This is a genomic window from Lysobacter sp. 22409, assembly GCF_052045105.1.
GTDB lineage: Bacteria > Pseudomonadota > Gammaproteobacteria > Xanthomonadales > Xanthomonadaceae > Lysobacter > Lysobacter antibioticus_B.
On record NZ_JBQEOE010000009.1, the window covers coordinates 85589 to 102429 of the forward strand.

Consider the following 16841-nt stretch of genomic DNA (forward strand, 5'->3'; position numbering starts at 1 on the left):
ACTTACGCCGCACCGGCCAGACGCGTCGCCTCGGCCAGGTCGACCGAGACTAGACGGCTGACGCCGGGCTCGCGCATGGTCACGCCGGAGAGTTGTTGCGCGGCTTCCATCGTCGCCTTGTTGTGGCTCACGAACAGGAACTGTACCTGTTCGCTCATCTCGCTGACCATCGCGGTGAAGCGGCCGACGTTGGCTTCGTCGAGCGGCGCATCGACTTCGTCGAGCAGACAGAACGGCGCCGGGTTCAAACGGAAGATCGCGAATACCAGCGCGACCGCGGTCATCGCCTTCTCGCCGCCGGACAGCAGCGAGATGTTCGATACGCGCTTGCCGGGCGGGCGCGCCATGATCGCCACGCCGGTGTCGAGCAGGTCTTCGCCGGTCAGTTCCAGGTAGGCGTGACCGCCGCCGAACAGGCGCGGATACAGTTCCTGCACGCCGGAATTGACGCGGTCGAAGGTGTCCTTGAAGCGGCCGCGGGTCTCGCGGTCGATCTTGCGGATCGCATCTTCCAGGGTTTCCAGCGCGGTGTTGAGGTCGGTGAACTGGGCGTCGAGGTAGTCCTTGCGCTGCGCCGCCTCGGCGTGTTCGGCGATCGCGGCCAGGTTGACCGGTTCCAGGCGCCGCAGCTTGCCGTCGAGTTCGGCGACCGTGCGCTCCCAGACCTGCGGTTCGGCGTTTTCGTCGAGCGCATTGACCACGTCTTCGAGCACGGCCCCGGCCTCGGCGATGGCCGTGGTCAGGGTTTCGGCCTTGAGCACCAACGCCTGCTGTTCGAGGCGGCGCTGGCCGATGGCTTCGCGCTGTTGCAGGGCCTGCTCGTCGCGTTGCTGGCGGGTCTGCTCGAACTTGCGCAGGTCGTTGTCGATGCCGTCGAGCGCGGTGCGCGCGGCGGTCAGGTCGTGTTCGGCGACGACGCGCTGTTCCAGCGCGACCTGGCGCTGTTGCTCCAGCGCCAGCACCGGCTGGTCGCCGTCGGCAAGCTGCGCCGACAGTTCGCCCAGCCGCGAGTCGAGCTGGCCGCGCTGGCCGCCCATGCGCTCCAGCGCCTGGCTCAAGCCGGCGATCTGGGCGCGCTGGGTTTCCAGGGTCAGGCTTAATGCATGCGCGGCGTCGCGCGATTCGCGCGCGGCGTTGCGGGCGGCGTCGCGCGCTTCGAACAAGCGGCGTCGCTCGGATTCGAGCTCCAGGCGGGTGTCTTCCAGTTCGCCCATGCGCTCGATCGCCGTTTCCTGGCGGGTGCGCGCTTCGCGCGCCTGCTCGCCGCCGGCGTCGATCAGGATCAGCAACTGTTCGAGTTCGGCATCGATCTTCTCGATGCGGTTGCGCGCCGAATCCAGGCGGCCCTGATGGCTCTGCAACTGGCCGGCGAGTTCGGACACGCCACGGTGGGCCATGTACAGGGCGCGCTGGGCGTCCTCGCGCTGTTGCTCGGACGCCAGCAGGCGGTCGCGCAACTGGATCTGGGTCTGTTCGAGTTCGCGCTCGCGGCTCTGCAGGGTCTCGATCTCGGCGCGCAGGCTCTGGATCTCGCGCTCGCGCAGCAGCGCGCCCTGCTTGGCCGCGCCGGAGCGCAGCACCCGCACCCAGCCGGCGCCGAGGCGCTCGCCGTTGCGGGTGATGACGGTTTCTTCCGCGCCCAGCGACGGCTGCAGCGCGCGCGCCGCGGCCAGGTCGTCGGCGCCGTGCAGGCGCGACAGCAGGCGGCGGATCGCCGCCGGGCCCTGCACCTTCGAGGCCAGCGAGGTCGGCGCGTAAACGCTGTCGTCGCGCGCGGGCGAGACCAGGGTCAGGCGGCCTTCGCCGAGTTCGCCGATCGCATCGACCAGCGCTTCCGGCGATTCGACCAGCACGCCCTCGATCAATTGGCCGAGCGCGCTTTCGACCGCGTTTTCCCAGCCCGCCTCGACGGTCAGGGTTTCGCCGACGCGTTGCGCCGAATCCAGCCCGCGCGCCTGCAGCCAGGTCAGCGCGGCGCCCTGCTCCAGGCCGAGCGCGGCCTGCTGCAGGGTTTCCAGCGAAGACAGACGGCCGCGCGAGGTCTGCGCCTGCTTGCGCACCTCGGCCAGTTGGTTCTGGGTCGAACGTTGTTGCTCCTGCAGGTCCGAGACCGTGCCCTTACGGGTCTCCAACTCGTCGGTCAGGCTTTCCAGCGATTCCTTCTGCAGGTCGTGCTGGCTCTGCAATTGCTCGAAAGCCTCGGCGAGCGCGGCGACGTCCAGGCCGGTGCGTTCTGCAGTCATCGCCTCGCGGCGGCGATCGGCTTCCAGGGTCTGGCGGTCCAGGCCTTCCAGGCGGGTGCGCTCGACGTCGGCGGCGCGCGCGGCTTCGGATTGTTCGCGGCTGTGCGCGTCCCAACGCTGCTGCCAGTCGTTGAGCTTGGTTTCGGCATCGCGCAGCGCGTCCTGACGCGCCTCGTCGTCCTCGCGCATCGCCTCGATGCGCGGCTCGGCATCGGCGACCGCCGCCAGCAGCACGTCCAGGCGCGATTGATCGCTGCCGATGTGCTCGCCGATCTCGGCCAGGGCGGCCATCGCTTCGTCGCGCGCCTTGTGCAGGCGTCCGGACATTTCGCGCTGATGCTGGATCTGTTGTTCGACCCGGGCCAGCACGCCGCCGACCTCGTAGCTCGCGGCCTGCGCCTTGTTGAGCGCTTCGGCGGCTTCTTCGCGGCGCACGCGCCCGGTCTCGAGCTCGCGCTCGGCCTCGCGCTGCTCGGCGATCAATTGCTGCAATCGGGTTTCCTGCTGCGACAGGCGCTCGCGCTGGCTCTGCAGTTTCTGGTCCAGGGCGCGGTATTCCAGCGCCTTCCACTCCACGTCCTTGACCTTGCGCTCGGCCTGGATCGCCTGGTACTGCTCGGCCTGGCGGGCCTGGCGGCGCAGGTGTTCGAGCTGCTTGCCGACTTCCTCGCGCAGATCGTTGAGGCGGTCGAGGTTCTCGCGGGTGTGGCGGATACGGGTTTCGGTTTCCTTGCGCCGTTCCTTGTACTTGGAAATGCCGGCGGCTTCTTCGAGATAAACGCGCAGGTCCTCGGGCTTGGCCTCGATGATCTGGCTGATCATGCCCTGCTCGATGATCGAGTAGCTGCGCGGCCCCAGGCCAGTGCCGAGGAACAGGTCGGTGATGTCGCGACGGCGGCATTTGCCGCCGTTGAGGTAGTACTGGCTGGTGCCGTCGCGGCTGACCGTGCGCTTGACCGAGATCTCGTTAAACGCGGCGAATTCGCCGGTGATGGTGTGGTCGGAGTTGTCGAAGATCAGCTCGACCATGGCCTGCGAGACCGGCTTGCGCGCGGAAGAGCCGGCGAAGATCACGTCGGTCAGCGAGTCGCCGCGCAGGCGGCTGGCCGAGCTTTCGCCCATGACCCAACGCACCGCGTCGATGATGTTCGACTTGCCGCAGCCGTTCGGCCCCACCACACCGGTCATGTTGGTGGGCAGATGCAGCGTGGTCGGATCGACGAAGGACTTGAAACCGGACAGCTTGATCGTGGACAGACGCATGCGCGGGTGTGGTCCCTGGCGCGCCGGGCGGCGCCGCCGTGAAAACGTGAAAATGGATGAGACAACATACCCAAGTTATTGAATCACTTGGAAGAGATACCGCTTTGGACGGCGCTCCCTCGCGAGTATAGCGGGCCAGCGCGAGGCTCGCCGCGAACGGCTTCAGCGCTGCCTCAGGCGGCCGTGGCGCCGACCTGCCGGCGGCCTGTGCCGAACCGCGCCGATTTGCCCGCCGCCGCGCCGGACGGGCTCCGTCCCGCCACGCGTTCATGGTAAACATGGCCGATTCGGCGAATCGACCGCATTCGCCCGCCGCCATGACAGGGAGTGACACGGCATCGCATGAGCTCTCGCAGCAGCCGTCCGAGCGACCCCAATCCGGCCCGCAAGGCCGGCGAACACCTGACCATGGCCGATCTGGCCGAACTGGCGGGCGTTTCCGCGATCACCGTCTCGCGCGCCCTGCGCGACAGTCCCCTGGTCAATCCCGAGACCCGGGCCAAGATCAAGGAACTGGCCGAGCAACAGGGCTATCAGTTCAACATCAGCGCGCGCAATCTGCGCCTGCGCCGCAGCATGACCGTGGCGGTGGTGGTCGAGATGAAGCCGACCGTCGAGCGGCAGATGTCCGGGCCTTACCCGCTGGACTTGCTCGGCGGCATCAGCCAGGAGCTGACCTCAGCCGGCTACAGCGTGCTGTTGACCTCGCTGCAGGGCGGCGCCCTGCCGAGCGTGCAGGCCGCCGACGGGGTGATCCTGCTCGGCCAGGGCGCGCACGAAGACGCCATGCACGAGGTGCAGCGCTGGGGCCGGCCGATGGTGGTCTGGGGCGCGGTCAGCCGCCACGAGACCCAGGTCGTGGTCGGCAGCGACAACCACCGCGGCGGCAAGCTCGCCGCCGAGCGCTTCCTGGCCCTGGGCCGGCGCCGGCCGGTGTTCCTCGGCGACAGCGCCCACGGCGAATTCGCCGAGCGCCTGGACGGTTTCGTCGAGGCTCTGGCCGAGCACGGCATCGTGCCGCTGACCCCGAACGTGGCCAACTTCACCGTCAGCGCCGGCGCCCAGGCGGTGCACCAATTGCTCGACGAGCACCCGCAGTTCGACGCCCTGTTCGCGGCCAGCGACCTGCTGGCGATCGGCGCGATCCGCGCCCTGATCGAGCGCGGCCGGCGGGTGCCGGAGGACGTCTCGGTGATCGGCTACGACGACACCCCGCTCGGCGCGACCTATCTGCCGCCGCTGACCTCGATCCATCAGAACTTCGTCGACGCCGGCGTGTCGCTGGCGCGCAAGATCCTGGCGATGATCGAAGGCCGCCCTGCGCAGTCGGAAATCCTGCCGACCCACCTGGTGGCGCGCGTCACCTGAGCGTTTCGGCCCGATGCGCAGCGCGATGCTGCATCGCAACGCGAACTTCGTCGCAAGGGGGCAAAGCCGGGCGGATTTTCCCGCACCGCAACAATCGCTTAAACCGCTGATTCACATCGTTTAAGCCTTGCCAGGAACGCGACTACCGGCCTTGGAAAACAAGCACTGAGGCACACTATTGAAGTCGATTGTTATCGATAACTTGACATCGATAACAACGCCTCTCTACGGTCCGCGGCAACGACGCACTCAGGTCCCGCCGCGTGATCCAGCCCCAAGCCGCACCGCACCTCCCCCCTGCTTCCTCCGAGGCCGATGCCTGGCGCCTGCGCCAGGACCGCTTCGACCCGTCCCGGCGCCGCCGCGACGAAACCCTGTTCGCCCTCGCCAACGGCTCGCTCGGCGTGCGCGGCGGCTTCGAGGAAGCCGACGGCGGCAGCGACGGCAGCTTCCTGGCCTCGGTCTACGAAAAGCACCCGATCCACTACCACGAACGATTCCCGGGCTTCGCCCGCAGCACCGACACCCGCCTGCCGGTTGCCGACGGCCAGCGCATCGCGGTCTGGCTGGGCGACCAACGCCTGGATATCGATGCCGCGCAGTGGCTGGGGTTCGAACGCGAACTCGACCTGCGCAGCGGCCGCCTCAGCCGTCGCCTGCGTCTGCGCACCGCCCAGGGCCAAACCCTGGAGATCCACGCCGAACGCGTGCTGCCCTTCGACAGCGCGAGCTCGGGCGTCGACCTGCTGGCGATCCGTTACCGGGTCGAATCGATCGATTACAGCGGCCCGCTGAGCCTGGCCTCGGCGATCGAATGCGGCCACCAGGCCGCCGAACAGGGCGACGACCCGCGCATCGGCGTGGCGGTGTCGGAAGGGCTGCGGCTGTTGGCGGCGCAGGCCGACGAACACGGCGCCCACGTCCTGCAATCGACCCGCCACAGCAGTGTGCGCGTGGTCTGCGCGCAGGCCCATCGCCTAGACCACGGCCTGGGTTTCGGCGCGGCCGAACGCGCCGACGAACACGTGCTGCAACGCTACGACGGCGCGCTGCAGCCCGGCGCTTCGCTGACGCTGGAAAAATTCGTCGCCTACGCCAGCGGCAGCGAAGACAGCGAATTGGCCGAACGCGCGACGCAGGCGGCCGCACGCGCCGTCGCCACCGGGTTCGATGCCCTGGCCGCGCAACAGGCCGCTGCCCTGGCCGAATTCTGGGACGGCGCCGAACTATTCATCGATGGCGATGCGTCCGCCGAACAGGCGCTGCGCTTCAACCTGTTCCACCTGCTGCAATCGGCCGGCCGCGACGGCGTCAGCGGCACCGCCGCCAAGGGCCTCACTGGCGAAGGCTACGAAGGCCATTATTTCTGGGACACCGAAGCCTTCATGTTGCCGGTCATGGTGTACACCGCACCGGAGGTCGCCCGCGCCATGCTGCATGCGCGTTACCTCGCGCTGGAGCCGGCGCGCCGGCACGCACGCGAGATGAACCATCCGCGCGGCGCGCTGTTCCCGTGGCGCACGATCACTGGCGGCGAATGTTCGGCGCACTATCCCTCGGGTTCGGCGGCGTATCACATCAACGCCGCGGTCGCCTACGCGATCGGGCTGTATGTCGACGCCACCGGCGATGTCGATTTCCTGCTCGAAAGCGGCGCCGAGATCCTGTTCGAGACCGCGCGCATCTGGCCGCAGATCGGCCATTTCAACCCGCGCCGCGGCGGCGCGTTCTGCATCCACGAAGTCACCGGCCCGGACGAATACACCGCCCTGGTCGACAACAACTTCTACACCAACCGCATGGCCCAGCAGCACCTGCTGCGCGCAGTGCAGGTGTGGCAGCAGTTGCACCGCGAGCGCCCGCAACAAGTCGCGGAGCTGGCGGCGCGGCTGGGCCTGGACGCGCACGAAGTCGATACCTGGCGCCGCGCCGGCGAGGCCATGTTCCTGCATTACGACGAGGCCCTCGGCATCTACGCCCAGGACGACACCTTCCTCGACAAGCCGCGCTGGCCGTTCCCCAAGCACGAGGGCGAGCATCGCCCCTTGTTGCTCGACTTCCATCCGCTCACCCTCTACCGCCACCAGGTCTGCAAGCAGGCCGACGTGATCATGGCCCTGGTCCTGGCCGGCGACGGCATTCCCGCCGAGGTCAAGCGCCGCAGCTTCGACTACTACGAAGCGGTGACCACCCACGACTCGACCCTGTCGGCCTCGGTGTTCGGCATCCTCGCCAGCGAAGTCGGCCATGCCGGACAAGCGGCGAAGTATTTCGCCGAAAACCTGCGCGTCGATCTCGACGACCTGCACGGCAATACCGACCACGGCGTGCACATGGCGGCCTTGGCCGGCACCTGGCTCGGCCTGGTCTCCGGCTTCGCCGGCCTGCGCGCGGTCGACGGTGCGCTGCATTTCGCCCCGACCCTGCCGGCCGGCTGGAACGGCTACGGCTTCGGCCTGCGCTGGCAAGGCCGGCGCCTGCGCCTGCGGGTGAGCCGCGACGGCGTCGAATACCGCTTGCTCGAAGGCGCGCCGCTGACGATCGAACACGAAGGCCGCGGCATCGAACTGAATCTCGGTGCGAGCCTGCGGGCGCCGCTGGCGGCCCCCGGCGGCCCCGCCCCGCTCGCCTTTCCGCGTCCGGCCCGCGCCCTGATCTTCGACCTCGACGGCGTGCTCACCGACACCGCCCAGACCCATTACCGCGCCTGGAAGCGCATGGCCGACGAGGAAGGGTTGCCGTTCGACGAGCAGGTCAACGAACTGCTCAAGGGCGTCGACCGCATGGCCTCGCTCGACATCATCCTGCGCCATGCCGGGCGCGTGCTCGGCCGCGACGAAAAGCTCGCCCTGGCCGAACGCAAGAACGCCTACTACGTCGAAGCGATCCGGGAGGTCGCGCCGAAGGATCTGTTCGCCGGCGTCGAGCGCCTGCTCGAACAGGCACGCGCACGCGGCCTCAAGCTCGGCCTGGCCTCGGCCAGCCGCAACGCCGGCGCGCTGCTGGAACGGCTCGGCATCGCCGACCGCTTCGACTGCATCGCCGACTCGGCGCGCATCGCCCGCGCCAAGCCCGACCCGGAAATCTTCCTGACTGTCGCCGCCGCGCTCGGCGTGCCGCCGTCGCAGTGCATCGGCCTGGAAGACGCCGCCGCCGGCGTGGTCGCCATCAAGTCGGCCGGGATGGCCGCGGTCGGCATCGGCGATGCCCTCGCTCTGGCGCGCGCCGATGCCTGCCTGCCGGATATCGCCTCCTTCGACCTGGACGCTTTCGTTTTGCCCTGACCGCGCGCGGCAAGTACTGCCGCGGCGGGGATACCACCACCGATCGATCCGTTTGCATAACCAATACAAGATGAGTGGGGAGAACACGATGCAGCACACGTCTACCAAGCAACGCCAACTGATGCGTTTCGCACTGTCCGCGGCGATCGCCGCCGCGTTGGCGCCGGGCTACGCCCTGGCCCAGGAGGCCGCCGCAGCGGCACCGGCACCGGCGCCGCAGGCCGAAAGCGGCAGCGAATCGGCGACCACCCTCGACGCGGTCATCGTCAGCGGCACCGCCCGCTTCAAGGGCATCCGCAAGCGCGACGCCAGCTTCTCGATCACCACCGCTTCGCTCGAACAAATCCAGGAAGCGGTGCCGCTGAGCACCGCCGACGCGCTCAAGGTCGTGCCGGGCATCTGGGCCGAGTCGGCCGGCGGCAGCACCGGCGCCAACATCTTCGTGCGCGGCATGCCCTCGGAAGGCGACGCCCCGTTCGTGACCGTGCAGATGGACGGCGCGCCGCTGTACCCGCCGCCGACCCTGTCCTTCCTCGAGAACTCGACCCTGTTCCGCATGGACGACACCATCGAGCGCATGGAAGTGTTGCGCGGCGGCCCGAGCCCGATCTTCTCCAACGGCCAGCCCGGCGCGACGGTCAACTTCATCCAGAAGAAGGGCGGCGAAGAGCCGGCCGGCAGCGTCCGCGTCGGCCTGGGCAGCGACAACCTGCGCCGCGTCGACCTGTTCAACAGCGGCAAGCTCGGCGAAGGCTGGTATTACAGCGTCGGCGGCTTCTACCGCACCACCGACGGCGTGCGCGACACCCAGTTCCCGGCCGACAAGGGCGGCCAGCTCAGCGCCACCCTGACCCACAGCTGGGACAGCGGCGAAGTGACGGTCTACGCACGCCACACCAACGACAAGAACGCTTTCTTCACTCCGATCCCGCTGCTTTCGCGCAACAACGGCAGCAGCCTGTCGAGCTTCCGGGGCCTGGACGCACAGACCGGCACCCTGCTCGGCAACGACTTCCGTCATGTGACCCTGCCGACCGGTCCGAACGGCCAGACCATCACCCGCGACCTCGCCGAAGGCCGCGGCATCAATCTCGACGTGTTCGGCGCGTCGATGGACTTCTACGTCGGCGACTGGACCATCAGCGACCGGGTCAACTACGTCAGCGGCAGCGCGCCGACCAACGGCCTGTTCACCGGCGCCAGCCCCAAGACCATGGCCGACTTCATCGCCGGCTACGGCAGCGCCGGCACCGCCACCTACGTCAACGGCGGCGGCGCAGTCGACCCGAACCAGCAGGTGCTGACGGCCGGTTTCTGGGTGGTCGACAAGGAGTTGGAATCGTTCACCAACGACCTGCGCTTCAGCCGCGACCTGTTCGAAGGCAACACCCTCACCGCCGGCGTCTACTACGCGCGTTACTCGTCCAAGGACACCTGGTACCTCGGCAACAACATGCTGCTGACCGCGCAGAACAACGCGCGCCGGATCGATCTGAGCCTCGCCGACGGCCGCCAGGTCACCCGCGACGGTTTCACCGGCACTTCGTTCTTCTCGCTGCGCGGCGATTACGACGGCCAGAACACCGCGGTGTTCCTCGCCGACGAGTGGCAGATCAACGACCGCCTGCGCCTGGACGGCGGCATCCGCTACGAGTGGCAGCAGGTCGACGGCACCGTGCACGACGTCGCCTCGGTCGATCTGGACGGCAATCCGAACACGCTCTACGACAATGCCACCTCGGTGTCGCTGCCGACTTCCCGCCGCATCGACCAGGACGACAAGCATTTCTCCTGGACCCTCGGCCTGAACTACAAGCTCAACGACAGCGCCAGCCTGTTCGCGCGCGCCAACTCCGGCTACAAGCTGCCGGCGTTCGACAACCTGCGCGACGGCAACACCAAGACCCAGGAAATCGACCAGTACGAACTCGGCTTCAAGGCCGGCAACTCGGTCTACGATCTGTACTTGACCGGGTTCTACAACAGCTTCACCAACTCGCCGTTCCAGGCCTTCCTCGACGACGGCACCAACTTCACCACCGCGGGCGATTCGGAAGCCTACGGCGTGGAAGTGGAAGCGGCGGTGCGCCCGGTCGGCGGGCTCGAACTGGCCCTGACCGGCATCTGGCTGGACGCCAAGTACGAGAACTACCGCGAGTTCACCGGCAACCAGGTGATGCGCCAGCCGAAGCAGCAGTTCCGCTTCACCCCGAGCTATTTCTGGAACCTGCCGTTCGGCGACCTGAAGGTGTTCGCGACCTACTCGCGCATCGGCGACCGCTACGCCGACCTGGCCAACACCCAGAAGCTGCCCTCGTACCACACGCTCGACGTCGGCGCGAACATGCACGTCGGCGAGAATTGGGAGTTCGCGCTCACCGGCAGCAACGTCACCAACGAACTCGGCCTGACCGAAGGCAACGTGCGCGTGCCCGGCGCGGCCACCGGCGGCGTGTTCATGGGCCGCCCGATCGCAGGCCGCTCCTACCTGTTCTCGGCCGCGTACCGCTGGTGATCCAGACTCCGCGTCGCCGCACGGCGGCGGCGCGGAGTTCCACGGGGCGGCCCGATGTCGCCTGCACGGTCTCCTCTTACCTCACCGTTCGCGCCGGCCTTGCCGGAAACTGTCGCCCTCCCCCTCTCTCCGGCGTGCGCACTTGGCAAACCGTCGCGAACGGTCTTTTATCTCCTGGTCCGGCATCGCGCCGGACCGCTTACCGGAGCCACGCCCGCATGAACCGAGGCCGCATGATCCTGGCGATGATCCTCACCTACATGGTGTTCGGGATCCTGCTCAACAGCGTCGGCACGGTGATCCTGCAGTCGATCCAGGGCTTCGGCGTCAGCAAGAGCGACGCCAGCATCCTGGAGGCCTTCAAGGACCTGCCGATCGCCATCGTCTCGTTCCTGACCGCCTCGCTGATGCCGCGCCTGGGCTATCGCCGCGCGATGATGCTGGGCCTGGGCTTCGTCGGCGCGGCCTGTCTGCTGATGCCGCTGTTGGCGTCGTTCTGGATGACCAAGCTGCTGTTCGTCGCCACCGGCGTGTCCTTCGCCCTGGTCAAGGTTTCGGTGTATTCCTCGATCGGCCTGCTCACCGAGGACAAGCAGGCGCACGCCAGCCTGACCAGCACCATCGAGGGCTGGTTCATGGTCGGCGTGCTCGCCGGTTACTGGATCTTCGCCTGGTTCATCGATCCGCAATCGCCCGGCGACCCGGTCTGGCTGCGCGTGTATTGGCTGCTCGCGGCGATCGCCGCGGCGATCCTCGTCCTGCTCGCGACCTCGCGCATGGACGAACGCGCCGCCAGCGACGGCCACGCGGTCGGCGATTCGTTTCTCGACATGTTCCGCCTGGTCGCCCAACCGCTGGTCGCGGTGTTCCTGGTCTCGGCCTTCCTGTACGTGCTGATCGAACAAAGCGTCGGCACCTGGCTGCCGACCTTCAATCGCGAAATCCTGCACCTGCCGACCACGATGAGCGTGCAGGCGGCGAGCATCTTCGCGGTGTCGCTGGCGCTCGGCCGGCTCGCCGCCGGCGTGGCCCTGCGCCGGGTGCCCTGGCATTGGCTGTTGATGGTCTGCGTGCTGGCGATGGCGGCTTTGGTGCTGCTGGCGCTGCCGCTGGCGCGCAACCTGCAGCCCGACCCGGCGATGAGCTGGGCGCACGCGCCGCTGGCGGCTTACGTGTTCCCGCTGATCGGGCTGTTCATGGCGCCGATCTATCCGGCGATCAATTCGGTGGTGTTGAGTTCGCTGCCGAAGTCGCGGCACGCGGCGATGACCGGCCTGATCGTGGTGTTCTCGGCGCTCGGCGGCACCACCGGCTCGTTCATCACCGGCCAGTTGTTCGCCCGCATCGGCGGCGGCACCGCGTTCTATCTGTCCTTGCTGCCAATGGCGATGCTGTTGCTCGCGATCGCCTTGCTCAAGCGCCAGTCGGGCTTGGCCGAACGCGCAGCCATGGCGCCCTCCTGATTGACCTGCCATTCGCCGCCGATCGGCGGCGTTCTCATTCTCGCGAGGCTCGGCTATGCTCGGCCTCGTGGCTATGGGCGTCCTTCCTTCTACTCTGAAACTAGGGTGTCCGCTTCCCACATCGCCCGCCTCCCGGCGGGCTTTTCATTGGAGAGGGGCATGAACGGAATCTATCTGCGCCGGCGCGGCAAGCTGTATCTCAAGGCCGGCGACGGCGGCGCAAGCGCGGCGCAAGTCGCGATGGTGCAGAAGGAAACCGAAGCGTTCGGGTTCGTCTTGTCCGAAGCGGTGATCGAACGACTCGGCACCTTGTCGACCGAGCAACTCACCCGCGTCCTGCGCGAATTGCGTAAGCATCTGGCGGCGATGACCGGCGCCCACCGCGAGCACCGGCCACTGTTCCCGGATTTCCCCCGGGGCTCGTTGGCCCTGGCCGAAGCCGAGTTGTACATGCGCGCGGTGTATCACTACGTCACTCGGCGCCGACTGCACCTGGAACAACCGGCCGAAACCGTGCCGCTGCTCAACGGCCGCACCCCGCGCGAGATCGAGCTGGGCACGCTGGACGACTACGAGAACATCTGCACCACACTCGCCGCCTCGCGCACATCGCTGTCGCTGCAGGACAAAGCCGACCTGGGCTGGTTCATCGCCCAGTACCGCGCACAGGTCGTCCGGCTGCTGCCTGTCGAGATTCCGTTCAAGGAAAACCTGGCCGTCATCGGCGCGGGCCTGCTGCGCCATGCGCCCGGCGAACCCACCGACGCGTTCCTGCGAACCCATCTCAAAACCGCGACCGACACCTTGCGCCTGGCGGTGGCGCTCAGCGAAGGCGATGTGTCGCTGGCCGGGTCGACCCGCTTCAAACGCATGAAACGCGGCGAGCGCCGTTTTCTGCTGCAGCAGTTGGAGGGCTTCGACGATCCCACCGAAGACATGCGTCGCTGGCGCGAGCGCTGGAAACGCCTGGGCGAAGTGCTGCATCCGGGGGATTACCGCGAACGCTTTCCCAAGACCTGGCGCGCCTTTCAGGTACTGCGCGAAGACCTGCCGTTCGCGACTTTCAACGGCGCAATCGAGCATGCGCTGGAGCAAGGCCGCACCGGCGCGGTCGCTCAACGGCTCGCCGCGCGTCCGGGCGAGTTCGCGCGCCGGCTCGATCATCTGCTGCGCAGCGGTACCGAACCGCAGCCGGTGCTGGACCGTTTCCGTGCCGTCGCCGAACAGGTGTCGACACCGGTCCTGCTGCAGGCCTTGAGCCAGTTCGAACATCGCGGGCGATCGCCGCTGCGCACCTTCTTTCCCAAGGGCGACGCCGCGCGCGCCTGGTCGCTCGAGGACCAGCGCGCGCCGATCGACGCCCGGGTCCTGAGCGATGCCATCGCCGTCTGCCGCGATGCACTGCGCGCCCGCTTCGCGCGTTTGCCGCCGCTGGGCCGTTGCTATATCGACCCGGCCCTGGCGCATATGCGCGCGCCGCTGACGCAGCGCTCGGCCTCGCGCGCGCTGCGCACGCTGGTGCGCGGCAGCCGCCTGCCCTTGCCCGATACGCGTTTCATCCGCCTGTTCCTGTGGTGGAGCAACGGCCGCCAGCGCACCGACATCGACCTGTCGGCGGCGTTCTTCGACCGCGACTTCGTGTTTCGCGACGTCGTCGCCTACTACAACCTGCGCGGTTACGGCGGCCATCACAGCGGCGATATCGTCGATGCGCCGCAGGGGGCCGCCGAGTTCATCGATCTGGATCTGCAACGCTTGCGCGGGCTCGGCCTGCGTTTCGTCGTGGTCAGCATCCACAGCTACACCGAGCAGCCCTATTGCGACTTGCCGGAGTGTTTCGCCGGATGGATGGCGCGCAGCGACGCGAACTCGGGCGAACCGTTCGAGGCGCGCACGGTGGAGGACCGGCTGGATCTGGCCTCGAACCAGCAAAGCTGCCTGCCCTTCGTACTGGACCTGGAAACCGATCAGATCATCTGGACGGACATCGGCTTGGGCGGCTATCCGCGCTGGAACAACGCGGCCAACCACCTGAGCGGCATTTCCCTCATCCTGCGCGCGATGACCGCATTGGCGACGCCGGACCTGCACAGCTTGTTCGAACTGCACGCGCAGGCCCGCGGCCGCGTGGTCGAATCGCCGGATCAAGCCGATACGGTGTTCTCGATGCACGAAGGCGTCACCCCCTTCGACGTCGACCGGATTCGCGCGGAATTCCTTTGACGGCCCTCGCCGCACCCGCTTGGGCGAGGCGCTCGCAACAGCCGGACCGCTCGAGCGCCGCGAGCGGCGCCGGCCCGCGACGAATGCCGCAAGCCGCCAAGCCGCCCGCGCGGTTCGCGGGTCATTCGATCAGCACGTACTCGCCCTTGGCGCCGAAGCGCTTGCCGGCGCGCGCGCACAGCTTGCCGTCGCAACGGGTCAGAGTGCCGGCCTTGGTCGCATCGAGAATCTCGGCGCCGAACTCGGCGCGTTCGATCAGGCGCAGCGACTTGCGGGCGAAGTACCAACTGCCGCCGACCGCCAGCAGCGAGCCGATCAGTAGGGCCACGGCGCTCTTGTAGATCAGGTTCTGCTGCGCGCGTTCGATCTTCTTGCGCTGATCGTCCAGCGCCTGCGCCGCGCGCGTGGCGACGTCGGCGCTGTCGCGCAGTTGCGTGCCGATCGCGCCGAAAGCCAACTCGGCGCCGCGGCCGACCGCGTCCTGCGCCTGCGCTTGCACCGCTTGCACGATCTGTTGCGCGAGTTCCTGCGCACCGGCGCCCACGCCCTGGGCGGCGCGATGCAATTCTTCGGCGCTGCGGTCCACGTGCTGCACCGCGCGCTCGCTCTGGTCTTGCAGATGTTGGGCAAATACCGCCAGATCGGCGGCGAGTCGTTTCAGGTCTTGCGCGTCCTGCACGATGGTTCTCCCTAAGAGAGGTTACGGGCCCGAATTCGGGCTGGAGCTCGGGCCGCCCGGCGGCGACTGCGGAGCTTGCGCCCGCGCCTGGAGTTCCGCCTTGATCTGTTGGTAGCGGTCGTGACCGCTTTGCAACCAGGCCTGGCCGTCGGCGGATTGGGCATAGTCCTGGGTCGCTGCCTTGAAGGCGGCTCCGTCCTGGTGCCTGGCCGCTTCGACCAGCCGGGCGAAGGTGCGGTCGATATCGTTTTCGTCGGTCATGAGGGTCGAGTAGCGAAACGGAACGCGCCGCAGACGGCGCGCGAAACGCAGCGAGGCTTCGGCCGACGCGAGGCCGAACGACGCCAGGCTGCGAACCTCGAATGGCGCTTGGATCGTGCAGCGGCGAATGCGATGCGGCATTGCGACCGGCGCCCCTCGGGCCCGGCCACGTTAGCACTCGCTGCGATCTGCGCCCACCGTACGGATCGCACGCGACCCGTCGCCGTGTCCCCCGGCGCAGCGATGCAGTGTGCCCTCACTGCATCGCTGGACTCAAGTGCGGCGCGGCGCGGGCACCTGGAACGCAGGCGCCGCGCCTGCATGCAGGCCCTGCGGCATAGGCTACAGGCGAAGTTCGCTTTCGCGATCGAAGAAATGCATGCGCTCGGCGGCGTACGACAGATGCACGGTGTCGCCGGCGCGCGGCAAGTTGTACGGCGGCAGGCGCACGACCAGGTCGCAACCGCCGCAACCGAGATTGAGGAAGGCCTCGTTGCCGACCGGCTCGACCACTTCGACCTGGGCCGCCAGGGTGTCGGGACCGGCCTCGGCCAGGTGCATGTCTTCCGGGCGCAGGCCGATCGTCAGTTCGCGCCCGACGTAGGCGCGCACCTTTTCGCGGGTCTCGGCATCGGGGCGCAGATTCAGCGCGAGGCCCTCGCCGATGCGCAGGAACAGGTCGTCGTCGCGCTCGTCGACCTGGCCCCACAGGATGTTCATCTTGGGGCTGCCGAGGAAGGTCGCGACGAACAGATTGATCGGCCGGTTGTACAACGCCATCGGCGTGTCGATCTGTTGGATCTTGCCGTCCTTCATCACCACGATGCGCTGCCCCAGGGTCATCGCTTCGATCTGGTCGTGGGTGACGTAGATCATGGTGGTGCCGAGCTGGCGGTGCAGGCGCGCGATTTCCACGCGCATGCCCATGCGCAGCTTGGCGTCGAGATTGGACAGCGGCTCGTCGAGCAGGAACACCTGCGGTTGCCGCACCAGGGCGCGGCCCAGGGCGACGCGCTGGCGTTGCCCGCCCGACAGCGCCGCCGGTTTGCGCTGCAGCAACGGCTCCAGCTCCAGCATCGCCGCCGCCGCGCCGACCCGCTCGGCGATCTCGGCCTTGCCCATCCCGCGCAGTTTCAGCCCGAAGCCGAGGTTGTCGGCCACGGTCATGTGCGGGTACAGGGCATAGCTCTGGAACACCATGGCGATGTCGCGGTCTTTCGGCGGCATGTCGTTGACCCGACGCTCGCCGATGCTCAGTTCGCCCGAGCTGATCGTCTCCAGCCCCGCGACCATCCGCAACAGGGTCGACTTGCCGCAGCCCGAGGGGCCGACCAGCACCAACAATTCACCGTCCTCGATCTCGAAGCTGGCATCGGCGACGCCGACGTAACCGTTCGGATAGACCTTGCGCAGACGATCCAACGTGACCTTCGCCATGAATTCTCCCGACAATGCGACCGGAGCGATGCATTTGTCCTCGCCCTGGGCTATTCTGCCATGTAACCGTTTTCATGCACGTCCGATTGGCTCCGGAGGCCACGA

The 16841-nt window shown here is 67.9% G+C and carries 9 protein-coding genes; 5 read left to right on the forward strand and 4 right to left on the reverse strand.

Translation table 11 applies throughout. The annotated features are described in order from the left end of the window. Positions 1–2 precede the first annotated feature (2 nt). On the reverse strand, positions 3–3506 hold the full coding sequence (smc, locus tag ACTJJK_RS06945) for a chromosome segregation protein SMC (protein WP_440729843.1): 3504 nt from the start codon (positions 3504–3506) through the stop codon (positions 3–5). Positions 3507–3848: 342 nt separating this feature from the next. Between smc and ACTJJK_RS06950 the strand changes: the two genes are divergently transcribed. From ACTJJK_RS06950 to ACTJJK_RS06970, 5 genes are all read left to right on the forward strand, one after another. After that, the gene (locus ACTJJK_RS06950) at positions 3849–4874 is read left to right on the forward strand and encodes a LacI family DNA-binding transcriptional regulator (protein ID WP_036148018.1); all 1026 of its coding nucleotides are present in this window, start codon (positions 3849–3851) and stop codon (positions 4872–4874) included. Between the two features lie 263 nt (positions 4875–5137). After that, entirely contained in the window at positions 5138–8158 is a 3021-nt protein-coding gene (gene pgmB / locus ACTJJK_RS06955) for a beta-phosphoglucomutase (RefSeq protein WP_440729844.1), read from the forward strand. A gap of 88 nt (positions 8159–8246) precedes the next feature. Then, the gene (locus ACTJJK_RS06960; RefSeq protein WP_440729845.1) at positions 8247–10673 is read left to right on the forward strand and encodes a TonB-dependent receptor; all 2427 of its coding nucleotides are present in this window, start codon (positions 8247–8249) and stop codon (positions 10671–10673) included. Positions 10674–10891: 218 nt separating this feature from the next. Continuing rightward, positions 10892–12136 carry an MFS transporter gene (locus tag ACTJJK_RS06965; protein WP_031370787.1) on the forward strand — a complete coding sequence of 415 codons (1245 nt, stop codon included), beginning with the start codon at positions 10892–10894 and terminating at the stop codon, positions 12134–12136. A gap of 159 nt (positions 12137–12295) precedes the next feature. Then, positions 12296–14359 carry a TerD family protein gene (locus ACTJJK_RS06970; RefSeq protein WP_440729846.1) on the forward strand — a complete coding sequence of 688 codons (2064 nt, stop codon included), beginning with the start codon at positions 12296–12298 and terminating at the stop codon, positions 14357–14359. Between the two features lie 121 nt (positions 14360–14480). On the opposite strand, the gene ACTJJK_RS06975 is transcribed toward ACTJJK_RS06970, so the two are convergent. The 3 genes from ACTJJK_RS06975 to ACTJJK_RS06985 all read right to left on the reverse strand — a co-directional run bounded on the left by ACTJJK_RS06975 (position 14481) and on the right by ACTJJK_RS06985 (position 16736). Next, positions 14481–15038, reverse strand: a complete 558-nt coding sequence (locus tag ACTJJK_RS06975; protein ID WP_152566094.1) for a hypothetical protein — start codon at positions 15036–15038, stop codon at positions 14481–14483. Between the two features lie 21 nt (positions 15039–15059). Then, positions 15060–15299: a hypothetical protein gene (locus tag ACTJJK_RS06980; RefSeq protein ID WP_440729847.1), complete on the reverse strand. Its 240-nt coding sequence runs from the start codon at positions 15297–15299 to the stop codon at positions 15060–15062. A gap of 342 nt (positions 15300–15641) precedes the next feature. Continuing rightward, the gene (locus ACTJJK_RS06985) at positions 15642–16736 is read right to left on the reverse strand and encodes an ABC transporter ATP-binding protein (protein ID WP_440729848.1); all 1095 of its coding nucleotides are present in this window, start codon (positions 16734–16736) and stop codon (positions 15642–15644) included. Positions 16737–16841 lie beyond the last annotated feature (105 nt).